Origin of the sequence: Pseudomonas sp. WOUb67, from assembly GCF_050058005.1 — a bacterium.
Taxonomy (GTDB): Bacteria; Pseudomonadota; Gammaproteobacteria; order Pseudomonadales; family Pseudomonadaceae; genus Aquipseudomonas; species Aquipseudomonas putida_R.
The window spans coordinates 2168321-2182982 of sequence record NZ_CP170112.1 but is presented as its reverse complement, the minus strand read 5'-3'; the positions used below and the strand labels follow the sequence as shown (position 1 = coordinate 2182982).

The 14662-nt window shown below is 59.5% G+C and carries 20 protein-coding genes and 1 tRNA gene; 12 read left to right on the top strand and 9 right to left on the bottom strand.

Annotated elements, in window-relative coordinates; translation table 11 throughout:
• Positions 1–4: 4 nt before the first annotated feature.
• The 7 genes from ABOC32_RS09865 to ABOC32_RS09835 form a co-directional block, all read right to left on the bottom strand.
• Positions 5–586 (bottom strand): terminase small subunit, encoded by a 582-nt coding sequence (locus ABOC32_RS09865; protein ID WP_426810887.1) that lies wholly within the window; start codon positions 584–586, stop codon positions 5–7.
• 160 nt (positions 587–746) lie between these two features.
• Positions 747–1094, bottom strand: coding sequence for a phage holin family protein (locus ABOC32_RS09860; protein ID WP_426810886.1), 348 nt, complete (start codon positions 1092–1094; stop codon positions 747–749).
• A 207-nt stretch (positions 1095–1301) separates the two neighbouring features.
• Positions 1302–1850 carry a hypothetical protein gene (locus ABOC32_RS09855; protein WP_426810885.1) on the bottom strand — a complete coding sequence of 183 codons (549 nt, stop codon included), beginning with the start codon at positions 1848–1850 and terminating at the stop codon, positions 1302–1304.
• Between the two features lie 325 nt (positions 1851–2175).
• Positions 2176–4938 carry a bifunctional DNA primase/polymerase gene (locus ABOC32_RS09850; RefSeq protein WP_426810884.1) on the bottom strand — a complete coding sequence of 921 codons (2763 nt, stop codon included), beginning with the start codon at positions 4936–4938 and terminating at the stop codon, positions 2176–2178.
• Positions 4935–5138: a TraR/DksA C4-type zinc finger protein gene (locus ABOC32_RS09845; RefSeq protein WP_426810883.1), complete on the bottom strand. Its 204-nt coding sequence runs from the start codon at positions 5136–5138 to the stop codon at positions 4935–4937. Before ABOC32_RS09845 ends, ABOC32_RS09850 begins: the two co-directional genes overlap by 4 nt.
• The gene (locus tag ABOC32_RS09840; RefSeq protein WP_125854744.1) at positions 5131–5619 is read right to left on the bottom strand and encodes a phage regulatory CII family protein; all 489 of its coding nucleotides are present in this window, start codon (positions 5617–5619) and stop codon (positions 5131–5133) included. Before ABOC32_RS09840 ends, ABOC32_RS09845 begins: the two co-directional genes overlap by 8 nt.
• A gap of 215 nt (positions 5620–5834) precedes the next feature.
• On the bottom strand, positions 5835–6059 hold the full coding sequence (locus ABOC32_RS09835) for a transcriptional regulator (protein WP_426810882.1): 225 nt from the start codon (positions 6057–6059) through the stop codon (positions 5835–5837).
• Positions 6060–6156: 97 nt separating this feature from the next.
• Between ABOC32_RS09835 and ABOC32_RS09830 the strand changes: the two genes are divergently transcribed.
• The 12 genes from ABOC32_RS09830 (at position 6157) to ABOC32_RS09775 (ending at position 13634) form a co-directional block, all read left to right on the top strand.
• The gene (locus ABOC32_RS09830) at positions 6157–6861 is read left to right on the top strand and encodes a S24 family peptidase (protein WP_426810881.1); all 705 of its coding nucleotides are present in this window, start codon (positions 6157–6159) and stop codon (positions 6859–6861) included.
• Positions 6862–7164: 303 nt separating this feature from the next.
• Positions 7165–7674, top strand: coding sequence for a hypothetical protein (locus ABOC32_RS09825; RefSeq protein ID WP_426810880.1), 510 nt, complete (start codon positions 7165–7167; stop codon positions 7672–7674).
• Positions 7671–7916, top strand: coding sequence for a pyocin activator PrtN family protein (locus tag ABOC32_RS09820; protein WP_223623155.1), 246 nt, complete (start codon positions 7671–7673; stop codon positions 7914–7916). The genes ABOC32_RS09825 and ABOC32_RS09820 overlap by 4 nt, the downstream gene beginning before the upstream one ends.
• Before the next feature lie 84 nt (positions 7917–8000).
• On the top strand, positions 8001–8519 hold the full coding sequence (locus ABOC32_RS09815) for a hypothetical protein (protein ID WP_426810879.1): 519 nt from the start codon (positions 8001–8003) through the stop codon (positions 8517–8519).
• On the top strand, positions 8516–8770 hold the full coding sequence (locus tag ABOC32_RS09810) for an AAA family ATPase (protein WP_197864569.1): 255 nt from the start codon (positions 8516–8518) through the stop codon (positions 8768–8770). The genes ABOC32_RS09815 and ABOC32_RS09810 overlap by 4 nt, the downstream gene beginning before the upstream one ends.
• Positions 8767–10596: a DNA cytosine methyltransferase gene (locus tag ABOC32_RS09805; RefSeq protein WP_132476068.1), complete on the top strand. Its 1830-nt coding sequence runs from the start codon at positions 8767–8769 to the stop codon at positions 10594–10596. The genes ABOC32_RS09810 and ABOC32_RS09805 overlap by 4 nt, the downstream gene beginning before the upstream one ends.
• Entirely contained in the window at positions 10593–10889 is a 297-nt protein-coding gene (locus tag ABOC32_RS09800) for a hypothetical protein (protein WP_426810878.1), read from the top strand. The genes ABOC32_RS09805 and ABOC32_RS09800 overlap by 4 nt, the downstream gene beginning before the upstream one ends.
• Complete coding sequence (locus tag ABOC32_RS09795; protein ID WP_132476066.1) at positions 10882–11085, top strand: hypothetical protein; 204 nt, start codon at positions 10882–10884, stop codon at positions 11083–11085. The genes ABOC32_RS09800 and ABOC32_RS09795 overlap by 8 nt, the downstream gene beginning before the upstream one ends.
• A gap of 178 nt (positions 11086–11263) precedes the next feature.
• Positions 11264–11923 carry a hypothetical protein gene (locus tag ABOC32_RS09790; protein ID WP_426810877.1) on the top strand — a complete coding sequence of 220 codons (660 nt, stop codon included), beginning with the start codon at positions 11264–11266 and terminating at the stop codon, positions 11921–11923.
• Positions 11916–12131 (top strand): hypothetical protein, encoded by a 216-nt coding sequence (locus tag ABOC32_RS09785; protein WP_132476060.1) that lies wholly within the window; start codon positions 11916–11918, stop codon positions 12129–12131. The genes ABOC32_RS09790 and ABOC32_RS09785 overlap by 8 nt, the downstream gene beginning before the upstream one ends.
• A 16-nt stretch (positions 12132–12147) precedes the next feature.
• Positions 12148–12399, top strand: coding sequence for a hypothetical protein (locus ABOC32_RS09780; RefSeq protein ID WP_426810876.1), 252 nt, complete (start codon positions 12148–12150; stop codon positions 12397–12399).
• Entirely contained in the window at positions 12396–13634 is a 1239-nt protein-coding gene (locus ABOC32_RS09775; RefSeq protein WP_426810875.1) for an Arm DNA-binding domain-containing protein, read from the top strand. Before ABOC32_RS09780 ends, ABOC32_RS09775 begins: the two co-directional genes overlap by 4 nt.
• A gap of 121 nt (positions 13635–13755) precedes the next feature.
• Here the strand turns inward: ABOC32_RS09775 and ABOC32_RS09770 are convergent.
• Both ABOC32_RS09770 and purC read right to left on the bottom strand, forming a co-directional pair.
• Positions 13756–13845: transfer RNA gene (locus tag ABOC32_RS09770), tRNA-Ser, on the bottom strand.
• A 91-nt stretch (positions 13846–13936) separates the two neighbouring features.
• Positions 13937–14647: a phosphoribosylaminoimidazolesuccinocarboxamide synthase gene (purC, locus tag ABOC32_RS09765; RefSeq protein WP_016498342.1), complete on the bottom strand. Its 711-nt coding sequence runs from the start codon at positions 14645–14647 to the stop codon at positions 13937–13939.
• Between the last annotated feature and the right edge of the window lie 15 nt (positions 14648–14662).

Below are 14662 nucleotides of genomic sequence, written 5' to 3'. Positions count from 1 at the left end.
AGGCTCAGCTCTGTGTTATGGCTTGTTTAAGGTCGGCGCCGCTCATCTTCGCCGCGTCTTCGAAGACTTGGCGGAACGCGCCCGTGAGGCGTTTTTCGATTTCCCAAGAATCGCTCATACCCGCCAGTTCAGCAGCGAGCTGCGGAGCAAGGCCGAACACCAGGTCCCGAAGCGTACGCCCAGCAGCGAAGGCGGCATCCTCTACAGACTTGCGCTCGACCAAGTTGCCCTGGACCTTGTTGAACTCAGCCTCGGCGAGCTGGGCAAGGTAGAACTCGCGGTGCGCCCTCGCCTTCTGGAAGTCCAGCCCCTTGCCTGGCTGCTGAACCAGTGGCTGCACCGCAGGTGTATCGCCACCTGGTTGAAGTTGGCTGCGCACATCACGCTCGACCCGGTTTTCTTCATGCCGGGCAGCGACGGCAGCCTTGCTTGGGTCGGCGGACTCTGCCAGCAGTGCCTCGGTGGCTTCGACGTCTACCTTGCCGTCGGCGGAGAGCACCAAGCGCTCTTGGCTGGCCAGTTTGGAAACATAGGATTTCGACCACCCACGTCGGGCGGCGAACTCCGATTTGGTCAGATGCTGCATGCTGAAATTTCCAGTTCACCCAATGAACTCAAGGGGTTAACCAGTTCACCGTAGTTCACTAAGCTGGTGAACCACCCGCTAACGAAGAAGCGCGGGTTTCCTGCCCCGTACCCCGGCCATACCGCCAGGGTCCCCCGCCCCTCCGGGGCTGCCGGCCGGGTCACTGCCCCGGCTCGCCGGCCTGGCGCGGCGCCTGCTCCAGCCCCAGCCGCTTGGCGGCCCAGCGCATGTAGAGGTTGATAGCGACATCGGCGCCAGCCATCGCAGCCAAGCAACCAACCGCTGCCGCCGCCCAAACCGATACGCCGAGGGCGTACAGCAACATGTTGGTCGAAAGACCGCAGGTCACGCAGGCTCCAGAGCGCAACGCCAACCGGCGAATCAGCCCCCAGCCGCGAGCACCCGCCATGTCGGCACGCCACATCTCTCCCGAAACACCGCCGACCAGGGACAGCACGATCACCATCCAGATCGGCAGTTCGGCTAACGTTTGTTGCTCGCTGTTCATGTAAGCCTCATTGGCAAAGCCCTGCGCCGGAAAAAGAGAACCCCGCCGGTTGGCAGGGTTCTCGATGCCCCGACAGGTCGGAGCGGGTTGCACAGCACAGTGCTTGTGGGGGAAGCGCCTAAGCGCACTTTTGATATCGTGGGGACTTTTTACATGCCACCGGAAAAACCGAAAAGGGGTGATTTTCGGTTCGTCACAATGTGGTCGCTATGTAGCATCAATGTTGCACACAAGCTGCAAAGCAACACGACGAACGGTCTGCTGCCTAACGCGTCCAGAGCGTGCGGCCAGCTGAGCAAACACCCGCAGGTGCAGAGACTTGACCCAATTCCGGTAAGTCCGGTCGGCCTCTTCGGCAAGCCCGACCTCACGCATCTGTTCCCTGATAGTGACCTGATGAACGTAACGAAGCTCGGCCAACTTGGCCAGCGTTGCCGCCCGCTTGTCCCCGCGAGCCAACTCAGCAACCGCTGCATCGACTTCCGCGGCGGCGTGATCCAAGCCTGCGCCCGACATCAGAATCCGCGCTCCAGCAGAACCGGTGCGGGGCGCCGCCCCCTTCCACTCCATGATCGTTCCCATCTGACTACCGAGGCTGGCTTCCAATCCCAATTGCCTGCGCTGCTCACCCCAGTGCTGCATCAGTCCGCCGACAAGACGCAGGCGCTCGGATTGATCAATCAACCCCGCCATTTCCTTCACATGCTGGGCCACTTGCACCTGGCGTTGAAGGCGTCTTTCCAAGTCCATCGTCATCGCCGCTCCTCCGAAGTCTGCACCCAACACACATTTAGCCAACCCAACACAAACCCAACACACTCGAAAGCCAATGAATTCAATGGATTAACCGCATATGAGTTGAGTGTGTTGGGTGTGTTGGGTTTATCGAGGCTCGCATAGGGATTTTTCTCACCTTCGGAATCACTGTTAAAAAAAGCGCGCCTGCGCGCGCGCGTGCGCAAACCCAACACACCCAACACACATGCCATCCACGCCACGGAATTCGGGGCTCTGACCTGTGTTGGCTTATCTAAACCAACCCAACACAAACCCAACACACCCAACACACTTGCCGATGGAATCATGCTGCCAGCCTCTTGATGTGGTCCCAGCCGTCCACGTTCCACCCAGCCAGCTTTGCCCGGGCACGCCATTCGACGACGTTCTTGCCCAGCTCGGCCGCCACTGCGGATGGGGGCAGGGAAGGATCGCCGTCACTGGGGAAGAAGAACGCCGCGAACCGTCGGTTGTTGCCGTCTGACCAGGGGATGGCCCTTGTCTTCTCCACCTTCGCACTGAACATCAACGAGAACTTGGTGTGGCTCATGGAGTTCTCCTTGTTGTGGGAACACCATTCCAAAAACATCGCGTAGACGTCCGAGGTCAGGCAGCAGCCCCATAGGCCATGCCCCAGTTCGCCGGCACGCCAGAGGTAGAAGAAGGTCTGCCACGCCGTGCGGCTCAGCTCCACCAGACGCTGGCGGGCCTCGGTCTCCGGCGGTCGTGTGCGCTGGTTGAACTCACCCAGCTCGATGTCCAACAGCCAGCCATACAGCGCCGCAACGCCACCGTTGGCCAGCTCACGGGCGATTGCCTTCTGCCGTTCGGGCGGCAACGTCTCCAGCGGCCACATCACCAACATTCGCCGGTCGCTCTCGCTGATCGGCCAGGGCATGATCTCGTTGCTCAGGAACACCGAATTCATGTGGTTGGCCTCTTCCCAGCCGTTGATGAACTTCGACTCCATGCGCACCGTCTTGCCGGTGATCATGTGCTTGATCTTGCCCACCTGGTTGTAGCGCTGGTCGCGGCTGACAACCTCTTCGAACACCGCCCACAGCTTGCCGCTCTGCCAGGCGTTGAAGTTGCCTTCGAGCTGGGTCTGACCAACCGTTGCACCGTACCGGCCGTACAGCTCGCCCATGATGTCCGCGAACAGCAAGCTCTTGCCGGAGCCTTCCATCGTGGAGTGGAACAACACTGCTGTATCCATCTTGGCGCCCATGTGCTGCAGCGGGTAGGCCAGCCACTTGACCAGCCAGTCCAGGGCAACCGCGTCGTGGTTGCACAGGAACGAGATCAGCCACCGCAGGTTCTCGCAGGCAGCGTCATCCCGCACCGGGCCAAGCGGCAGGCCCTCAAAAGTGTTGATGTAAGTCGCTGGGTCCTTTGTCATCGTCGGGTCGAACACGATGTGGTCGACGTCGACCACCCGGCGACTCGGGCTGTTCAGCCAAAGCTGGTAAGCATCGCCCAAGGCCATCTTCACGCTGCCCTCGGGCAGACGCCGCTTCTTCTCCCGGTCCCAGGCTTCTTTGGTACCGTCGATGTACACATAGCGGTCGAGCGGGTCGAGGTTCAGCGCCCCGCCCTTCTTGCTCGACATTTTGCGGGCCTGCTCGAGCTCCTTGACCTGCTCGGACGAGACCAGCTTCTTGTCGGTGCTCTCCATCCACTGCTTGGCAAGTGGTTTGCCTACTAGGGCTTCGAAGCCGGTCCGCTTCATCGACTGTCCCTTGTCCATGTCCCACACGTTCGTGGTGCCCTCGACCAGGGCGAACCGGCGCTTGGCGCTCTTGAGGACCAGACCCTCTCCCCCCTGCCCCCCGTCGGCCGAGGCGGCGGCCGTGCTGGAATCGCCTTGCAGGTCCTCAGCATCGGCAGGCTCATCGGGGGCAGCACCCGCCTCGCCCTGCTCGGCCTGCTCGACCATGGATGGGGCTCGGGGAGGTTCGCCCAACGGCGGCGGAGTCGGTGGGCGTGACTTGGCGTCAATGCCCAGGATCTGCGCAGCAGCCCGGGTTGCTGCCCGCTGGTCACCGTTGTGCATCAGGATGCAGAACACATCGAACGCATCGTTCTTGTGTCCGTTTGCAAGCGGGTCAGAGGTGTGGTGCGAGTACAATTTCTTGTCGTCAGTGATCGTCACTCCTGGCAGGCCGGAACTGCTTTGCGGGCACAACCACTTGCTGCCCACCCGCTTGTAACCATGCGCCTCGATCATCGTGGCGATGTCGTGGATGCGGTTGAACTCAGGAATGACCTCGGGCAGCGGCTCTCCAGAACGAGCTGCTGCCGGGCGGGGAGCGACAGCAGGCCTGCTCAGAGGAACAGCCGGATGCGACCTCCAAGGGCACAACGCCTCGCCATTCGGCTTGAACTCTTCCCAACCCTGCCAGATTGCCAGCAGGTCTTCAGGCAGATCTGGTAAACCGTTAGCGTCCGGCGCCTTCCGCCAGGTGTATGGCTTGCCAGTCCCCGGGTGGATCGACGGAGGCAATACGTCCTGTACTAAACCAGCGCGAAGCTCGAACACGGTGAGCTTTTTGAATGGCTCAGCAGCCATGCGGAGTGCCGCCTCCCTGGCTTCATCTTTTTCATCGACTGCAGCCCTTACCTGAGCCATCAGCCCCTTGTGAATAATGCCGTCGGGGTCATTCTTGTTCGGCCAAACCAGCGCATGCTTCTTCAGCTCTACGCCATCAGGAACGCGGAACATGATGCGGAATCGCGCGGGATTGCCCACAGAGGTAGGGTATGACTCCGCGAGCGCATCAACATCGATGCCATGCGTCTGCTGCAGCACCAGTCGCGTGGACTCAACGTCGTCAACATCAAGTGAGCAGACACGGCTCGGACCGAGTACAACGCCCAGGTTGTGACTCGGATTTGCGGTCCAGAACTGCTCGGCGCTAGCGACATCAGTGAAATAGCCGCCGGGCTTGTTCCAGCCTTCTTGCGTCGGCCCCTTCGTGCCTGGCTCCATAGGAACCAGGGCGAGATTGAAGGTTTGAATGTAACGCCGCGCCCAATCAGCTGTGGAAGGAGTTGGGCGCCCGCTCATCTGCGGCGCTCCCGTAGCTCCTGACAACTGGTGCAGGTTTCGCAACCCGCCACCAGCTGCTGCCGCTTCGTCGGGATCGGCTCGCCACAATCCTCGCAGAACTCCGAACTGGGCTTTGTCACGGCGCGAAGACGACGCTGGAGGGCCACCTGTAGGTGGTAATCGGCCTGGTCATTGGCTACATCGATCACATCAGCCATGGGTACTTTCCTCCATGGCTTGGCGAGCACCTGCCATGATAGCCAGCACCTGGCGGATAACATCCATGCCACGCTGCTCCAGATCGACCACTTCTACGGGCGTCCATACGTTGTCTGCGGCCCCATCATGCAGGCTCCCTACAAACTCGCTGGACTCCTCAAGGAGCTTGGCGACTGCCTGCAGCGCCTCGTTGGTCGCAGGCACTGGCTCAGGGCGGTACCAGACAGCACCGGCCGGACGCACCAGGGCATCAAGCAGACGCGGACTGGCGGTCAACTGAACGATCTCTTCAAGCTCGTCGGGAGTGGGCCAGCGGCGCTCTTCGTTGTGGTTGAGCTTCTTTTGAAGCGTGTCCACATCCAGCCCCATGTCGAAGGCCAGCCTGGTCATTCCGCCGTGATAGTCACGACCTGCGCGATAGAGCGCCTGCCGCAAGGTAAGGACCGGGCCAGCGCCGGGCAGTAGATCAATACGACTCATAACCGTAAATCCTCGGTTTACGGTGTAGCCATGGAAAGGGGCAAGCCCTATCCTACGACCACGACCGGTATGTTGTGCTTTGCGTGCTGTGGGGCACGACATGCGGTTGCAGTCATCCGGCCATTCTTGTGGTGAGAGGCAGCCGGATGACGGGAGTGATGGTGTTTTTCACTGTCATAGCTGGGTCAGGAGGTGAGAGTCCTGGCTCAGCGTTCTTACTTGTATCCTTGCCGTAAATAGGCCCAGTCGATGTCCGGTCGAAGCGATTCACATCGAATCTTGCCTGCCGTTTCACGATCCAGGCTGACAGCCAACCCCGCACTAGCGCGGCGGTTTCCGTAGGCCACTTGCTTCAATTGGCCTACAGATGTCCCGCAACGTCGCGCAAGTGCTTCCAGCTCATCCTTTTCCATCGTCTTCAAGTACTCGCTCAGCGTCATAGACACCTCCATTGGCGAGGAGATTAGCAATTGCTAATTCATGACGCAATAGCAACCGGTAATTTACTGTTTGCTAACGGAAAGCAATCATCGCCACATGGACATAAACGAAAGGCGAATCGCCTCCCTCCGCACGATCATGGGCAACTTGAGCCAGAAGGAATTCGCTGAAGCTCACGACCTAGACGCGTCGTATCTGTCGCAACTGCTCAACGGCCACCGCAAGCTGGGGGAGAAGGCTGCGCACAACCTTGAGCTCAAGATTGGGCTTACAGCAGGGACGCTCACATCTCCTCCAGTGGAAGAACCCTCCAACGCACCCCCAACGAACGTGGTTCGCCTACCTTCTCGGGTGGCAAAGGACAAGAACTTCGTACTGATCCCGCATCTCGACATTGCGGCGTCGATGGGGAATGGCAAGGCAGCCCCAGAAATGCACATTGAAGTCATCCGCGACATGACCGTTCACCTAGATTGGCTCAGGATGCAGGGCCTCAGCTTCTCGAACGTCGACAACCTGGCCATCATCGCAGGCGACGGAGACAGCATGTCAGGTACGTTCGCGGACGGCGATGCCCTGCTGGTTGATCGCGGTATTTCTGAAGTGAGAACAGACGCAATATATGTCTTCACTCTCGACGGCGACCTATACATCAAGCGTCTGCAACGCCTGACTGGCGGCATGTTGCGCATGATCTCCGATAACCCGATCTATCCGCCGATCACGATTGATGAATCAATGATTGAGCGCATGCACATCCAGGCGCGCGTCTTGTTGGCCTGGAAGGCAACGAAGCTCTAACCCCCTTCCCACAGGTTTGATCCTATCGGCCGTCTGCCGAGGGGCAACCTCGCCTTATCTATTTAGCATTTGCTATTGATCATTCAATTAGCTTTTGCTAATTTCAATCCGTGGCCCTCTCTCACACCAAGGACACGGAAGAATGAAACCAACACAGCACAACGGATCGGTACCGGTCCTCATACACCCAGCTGCTTGCAGCAGCCTCGCCAAAATTCAGGCATTCCAACGCAGCACCGGCTTGAAACTAATCGTCACCATGGGTGGCAAAGTCTGCGCCGTACCTTGCGTAGGAGGTGAAGGATGAGTGAGTTCCAGATATCCCTTCACCAAATCATGCTTTTGCACAGCACCTTAGACAAAGGCGGTACTGCGATTTGCAAACTGCAGCGCCCTGAAGCGTCGGTCGACGCACAGGTCGAGATCGAGAACGACGCAACGCACCATCGCATCAAAGTGACCCTTGGGCCACTCTGCAGCAGCTTGACCCTTCCACGCGCACTTTCGACAAAGTGCCAATCGCTGCGGGACTTTCTCCAGGACCTGGCTAATGGCCGAGCCGACTCCGCCGCACAATCGGAGGAAGCGCTCGCACTCATGGAGGCGCAGGCCAGCGTAGAAAAGGTGCTGCAGACTGGCCAGATCGCCTACGTCATCGCCACAGTCAGCCGCCAGTTACCCCTTGGCGCCGTGGTGACCAACGAGAAAGGCGATGTTTGTGTCGCGGTTACAGGGGCCGACAAGGTGCAACTCGCCGCCGCTGTGCGCGCAAAGCTAAAGCCCGGCCCTGACGGCCTAGGGAACTGCGCATGAGCACGCTGGAGCAACTGCGCAGGCAATGGACCACCCCCTGCCCGACACTGACCGCAGTGAGAGAACACTATTTCCCTCACATCGGATCAGACCGGCGATTCAAGGAGCTGGTTAACAAAGGTCGGATCAATCTTCAGCTGAGCAAAATTGAAAGCTCCGCAAAGGCGCAGTACGTGGTTTATCTGCACAACCTAGCGGCCTACCTCGACCGGCAGGCAGAAATCGAAACGAAATCCGCGTGACCCAGGCGGCCCCGGCCATCAGGGGCATTCGGCCCGCCACCGACTCTCACACTCAAGGTGGCGGGCTTTTTCGGAGCACAGCACATGCAACCACACCAGTATGCACTCGCCGCCGGTATCGGCTGGATTGTCACCCTCATCATTCTTCCTTTCTTGATCGCAAAAGCACGCCAACGCGCCTATGCCCTTGGCTTTGAGGCCGGCAAAGCCTGCAATGATCAAGCTCTCCACCTGAAGCTCAAGGATGCCCAGCAGGCCCAAGACGATTTGCGCACTGAGCTTCAGCGCACCAAGCAGACATGCACGCTGCAACTGGAAACGGGCCAAGACCGCATTGCGGCCCTCCAATCCCGCAGCAACGAGCTCGAAGCACAGATCCTGTCCTTCACCGGGATGCCGGTGACCAGGTCGGACTACGAAAACCTGCGCAGCGCCTCTTCCACGATGCGGCTTGCTCAGCGCACTTTCCAAGCCCTCAAATCCCAACCTGAATCAGATCGCGCCGCCACACAGGCTGCAGCAGTTGATGAGCTGGCCCAGCGCATCCATGCCCAACTGCGCGAGATTGCGGACACCACCCCAGCAGCGGGGGCTGCAGCATGACAACCAAAGCCCCCCGCAGCTGCTTGGTTCACGGCCCCTCTGGCTGTGGCAAGACCACCAATGCCCAAGCCATCGCTAAGGCACTCGGCCTGCGCGACGTCCTAGATAACTGGACACCAGGTAAGCCCGCCCCGCTGCTCAACACGCTGGTCTTGAGCAGTGAGTGCGACCCGATCTGGCATTTCAAGGCCCGCGCAATGACCTTCGACCAAGCGATGCAGATCGCACGCCAACAGGGGACAGTCGTATGACAGCTGCCCAACAGATCGTCATTGCAGGAGCGCAGCAGCAGCCCCTACCCTTTTCGCGTGAGCTGTACGTGGACCTGTTTGCCGGGGCCGGCGGAGCTAGTAGCGGAGGCGCCCGGGCCTATCGCGATCCCGATGTAGCTATCAACCACAATCCCGTCGCTATCGCTGTACACCGCGCGAATCACCGCAACACCAAGCACTACATCAGCGACATCTACGAAGTTGACCCACTGGAAGCCACAGGCGGCCAACCCGTGGGCATTTTGTGGGCCTCGCCGGATTGTCGCCATTTCTCCAAGGCAAAAGGCGGAGCACCGCGCAGCAAAAGCGTGCGCTCGCTTCCGTGGGTAGTTGTTCGCTGGGTATTTGCTACTCGCCCGCGCTTGTTCCTGATGGAGAACGTGGAGGAGTTTCAGGCGTGGGGACCACTGGACGACCAGGGCAAGCCGATCAAAGAGCACACCGGCCGCACCTTCCGCGCGTTCGTTTCCTGCCTCACCACCGGCTTGCCGGCGGATCACCCCGACATGGACGAGATCATGGCGTGCATCGGTCAATGGGTACCGATGGATGCGTTGATCCGCGGGCTTGGCTGCGACGTTCAGTGGCGTGAGCGCCGGGCATCCAACGCCGGATCGCCGACCATCCGCAAGCGCCTATTCCTAATCGGCCGCACCGATGGCCGCCCTATCGTCTGGACGAAGCCCAAGCGGCATGAAAAGCCGAAGGCAGGCCAACTGCCGTGGCGCACAGCCGCCGAATGTATCGACTTCAACGACCTTGGTAAGAGCTTGTTTGGCCGCAAGCGTCCATTGGTGGACAACACCTGCCGCCGCGTGGCTAAGGGCTTTTGGCGGCATACCGTTATGGCCGAGCAGCCTTTCGTGATTCCAATGAACGAACAACAGCTGGCCGCCGCAAGCCTTACCGAGTTTGCCAACGCAAGCACCCAAAGGACGTTCAGTGCGGTCGAGCCTCTGCGGACCCAAGTAGCGCAAGTGAAAGGCGGCCACTTCGCGCTGGCAGCTGCTCACCTCACACACCTGACGCACCACGGCGACCGATCGGGATATCCCCTGACCGAATCAACACGCACCATAACGGGAGCCAACCGAGGCGAGCAGGCCATGGCCACCGCTACGATGGTTACCCTGCGCAAAGGTAGCACTGGCACGAGCATGACCAAACCGGTCAATGCGCTGACCACAGGGAGCGGGCATCATGCGATCGCAGCGTGCCACTTTGAACAGGCAAACGGCGGGTTCTACACCGGCGATGGTCGAGCGGCATGCTCTCCCCTGAGCACTATCCTCGGACGCGGCACCAACCAGAGGCTGGCCAGCGCCTACCTGGTGAAGTACTACGGCACCGGCGGCCAGTGGCAAGGCATGCGCGAACCGATGCACACGCTCCCCACAAAGGAACGCATGGCCCTGGTCAGCATCGTCCAAGTGCCTGCCGCTGTCCTGCCACCGGAACTGATGAAGAAAGCGCGCCAGTGCGCCCGCTTCCTGCACACCTATCTGCCCGAGCACTTCCCTGAGCCGGCCGACCTGGTGCTGCTGGGCGACTACGCGCTGGTCGATTTCACCCTGCGCATGCTGAAGGCGCCAGAGTTGAAGCTCGCCCAGGGCTTCAGCCCTGACTACATCCTCGATCGCGGCCTATTCGAGAACCAGCGCACCGGCGAACTGGAGTGGCGCGCCATCAGCAACACCAACCAGATCCGACTGATCGGCAACAGCGTATGCCCCGACGAGGCAGAAGACCTGATCGCCGCAAACGCCAAAGATCTGATCGATCTGTACCAGCGGGAGGCCGCATGAGCACGCACCATCATGATTGGTACATGAGCGAGGCCGACGACGGCGGCTTGTATCACTGCCGGAAGTGCAGGCGCACCCATGATGGCTCTGTCCCAGAAGCTCACGGCTGCCCGGTGTCAAACGCCGAGCATCACGCCGCAGCTTGGCTCGGCCAGGCCGGGCTGTACCGCACTCGGTTTGACGCCGTGCGCAACTTCGAGCAGTCCATCGCACCGGTATCGGCCGACGAACTGTTTGAGCTGGCCAGTAAACAGGTTCTCAGCCAGCTCAACGAGGGCCGCCAGCATGGATAAATCAACACGCACCTGGCAGTTCATCAGCTTCGCGCTCGCCGTGGCTCTGATCGCCGCCCTGATCGGACTGCACCGGCGCAGCACAGCCTACCGCCCTGTGACTGGCGCGTTACCGACCGTTACCAGCACCGCGAACTTTGAGCATCTGGTCCTAAGCCCGAACGCACGCCGAGCCCTTGAGAGGTATCTGCTGTGAGCACAACACCTCTCTACTCGCCGAGCATCCGTGACATGAAAGGCGTTCAGCCCCTCAGCCGCCCCGCTATGTCGGTGATTTGTGACGTTTGCAGCCTTCCTCGCACCAAGGGCAACCATCAGCGCTGCTCGAAGATTCGCCAAGCAGCTGGCTTCACCACCACTCAGGAGTGCCGAGCATGAACATCGATCCACGAGACCTGTTCGTCAGCCTCAACCCACTCGGCCTGGACGAGCGCGAGCTGGTGAAGGACAGCACCGGCTTCGCTGACAACCGTACGCACGACGATTACCTGGTATTCCTGGCTGGGTACAAAGCAGGCGCGGTGGATGGTGAGGAACGCGAGTGCCAAAGCCAACGCCAGAAGAATGCCGAGGGCTGCAAGCCCGAGATCATCACCCCGGCCTCCCATCAGCACTGCGCCGACGGGGCAGCCGGACGCGACCTCGACAAAGCGGAGGGCTGCAAGCCCGACCTCGTTAATCCGCCAACGCCAGTGAATCGGTACCTTACTACTCGCATAGAAGCTGTCGAAGGCGGAGTTAAAGCCATCAGCAGTGTCGATGCTCCCTGGACCGTTGTCATCGCATCAGACTTCGATTGTGTAGTTGGCCATCTAAAGGACAAGCTCGACCGTCATCGAAAGCTGCACAACGTCATGCAAGCGCACACTGAGCACCTGAACCGCGTCCAGATCGCCATGGCGCTAGACCTTTGTGCCATCGCCGAAGCCTTGGGCATAGCGCCCCAACAGCAACAAGGCGGATCTGGTGAGTCAATCCAGGCCATCCAGCAATTGAAGGCCAAGCTGGCCGAGCTGGAGCAGCACCATGACTGATACGAGCAGAACGCGGCCGCGTATTGCCTCCCATAGCCTCGACCTTCCGGCGATGTGCGATATCTGCGGCAAAGCACGCTCAACCCGAAACCATGCCCGCTGCAGCCAACTCCGGCAACAGCAGAAAAGCGTGGAATGGGAATCCTACATGGCCAATGTGGCCGCAAAGAAACTCCAGCAGGTCAAGCGCCTGCGCCCTATTCGGTAAGTTGGAGAATACATTTATGGCCAAGCCACAGATTAAGCCAATCCATGAAGCGACGAACCAAAGCGAAACGGTGCAACTTCTAATAACACCGTCTACTTGGATACGAAAGGAACTTCTCTTCCCGATTTTCGGACTCAGCACCGAAGCCGTTCGCAAGTATCGCGACCGGGGCATCTGGCTGGAGGAGAAACAATGGCGTACTGATCCCGCCAACGTTATTGTCTACAACCGTGTTGAAATCGAAAACTGGATGGCCGGCCGTCCATGAGTTCGAAACTCCCAGCAGGTATCGGCGCCTTACCGACGGGCGTCGATATCAATGGCAACCTTCTGCGGATCGCCTTCATGTATGAAGGCGAGCGCCGCCGGGAGCCACTGCGAAACGTCGCCAAGATCAACAAGGCCGCCATCGCATATGCAGACAACAAACGCAGAACGATACTTGCAGAGATCAAGGAGAACCGTTTCGACTATGCGGCACACTTCCCCGATTCGGTCTGGCTCAAAGCTCGACAAGAACTTCCCAATGAGCCAGCCAAAAGGACTGTAGACGAAGGGATAGCCCAGTGGCTTGAAGTTGCCAAGGTCAAAAAGGCCCACAGCACCTTTATCAACTATAAGAGCAAGTCCGAGCACGTTAGGAAAAAGTTTACCGGCAGAACAATTGCAAGCATCCCAAAGAGCGAGCTCGAATTATTTCAAGCCGAACTACTCACCAATGGTCTCAAACCGAAAACTGTAAATGACGTCTTCACAATTATACGGGGGGTGTGGGGGGACGCGTTCAGCGACGAGATCATCAAACTCAACCCCTTGGAGCGAATCGAGAACATCCAATCCGACAGCGACAGCGAATTCGCCGACCCATTCACCCGGAGCGAAATCGAGCGGATAGCCACCGCAGACCCTGGGCGTATGGCAGACAGCCGGATGATCGTCTTCAACTGTTGGGCCGGGCTGTCTCTGTCCGAGTTGATTGCGGCCAGTGTCGAGGACGTCGACCTGGTGGCGGGAACTCTGACAATTCGGCGGGCCCTGGTCGCAGGCGAATTCAAGGTACCGAAGGAGCGCACGCGCATTCGTACGGTGGAGCTGATCGCGCCGGCCTTGGAGCTGCTGGCCATGATCGTGGCCGAAGCCAAGAATGCCGAGCCCACGCATATCAGCGTTGTGCAACGAGACAACATCACGAAGAAGCATGAGCGTGTCCGCTTCCTGTTCCGCAGCTCAACGAGCGGGCTGCTGTGGAACGGCAAGACCGTCAGCAACTGGTTCACTGCCCACCTTGAGAAAGCAGGCATTCGCCATCGAGGCGCTAACCAGGCACGCCACACGTTCGCGAGCCAAGCGCTGTCGAGCTACGTCCCGATTGAGTGGGTGGCTCGCCAACTCGGCCACAGCGACACGACCATGGTGCGCAAGCACTACGGCCGCTGGATCTCGAAGGACACCAAAAGCATGGCGGATATCGTCTCCAAGATGATGGGCTTTGCAGCGGACTGACCCGACCTAACGCGGCCTAATGGGTCGCGAATCTGCCCTAAATTTGCCCTAACCTATGACCCTGAAACGACGAAGCCCCCGAAAACATCAACGTTTTCGGGGGCTTCGGCTACTTCGCGTATGGCGGAGAGATAGGGATTTGAACCCTAGGTACTGTTGCCAGTACAACGGATTTCGAATCCGTCCCGTTCGACCACTCCGGCATCTCTCCAATGCCGCGCATCATACCAGCGTTCTTTTAAAACGCAAACCTTTTTTTAAAAAAAATCGCGTGGTATCAGGCGCTTGCGTGAACGTGCCGCTTACAGCGGCACGCCCAGGCGCTTGGCAACTTCTTCGTAGGCTTCGATCACGTCGCCCAGGCCCTGACGGAAGCGGTCCTTGTCCATCTTCTTGCGGGTTTCTTTGTCCCACAGGCGGCAGCCGTCCGGGCTGAACTCGTCGCCCAGCACGATCTGGCCGTGGAATACACCGAACTCCAGCTTGAAGTCGACCAGCAGCAGGCCGGCGTCATCGAACAGCTTGGTCAGCACTTCGTTGACCTTCAGCGACAGCTTTTTCATTTCGACCAGCTGCTCGGCGGTGCCCCAGCCGAACGCGACAACGTGGGATTCGTTGATGAAGGGGTCGCCCTTCTCGTCGTTCTTCAGGAACAGCTCGAAGGTGGACGGCTCCAGCTTGATGCCCTCCTCCACGCCCAGGCGCTTGACCAGGCTGCCGGCAGCGTAGTTACGCACTACGCACTCGACCGGGATCATGTCCAGCTTCTTCACCAGGCACTCGTTGTCGCCCAGCAGCTTGTCGAACTGGGTCGGCACGCCGGCTTCTTCCAGTTTCTGCATGATGAAGGCGTTGAACTTGTTGTTCACCGTGCCTTTGCGGTCGAGCTGTTCGATGCGCTTGCCGTCGAACGCCGAAGTGTCGTTACGGAACAGCAGGATCAAGCGGTCGGCGTCGTCGGTCTTGTAAACCGATTTGGCCTTGCCGCGGTAGAGTTCGTCGCGTTTTTCCATGATTGGGCTCCGCTT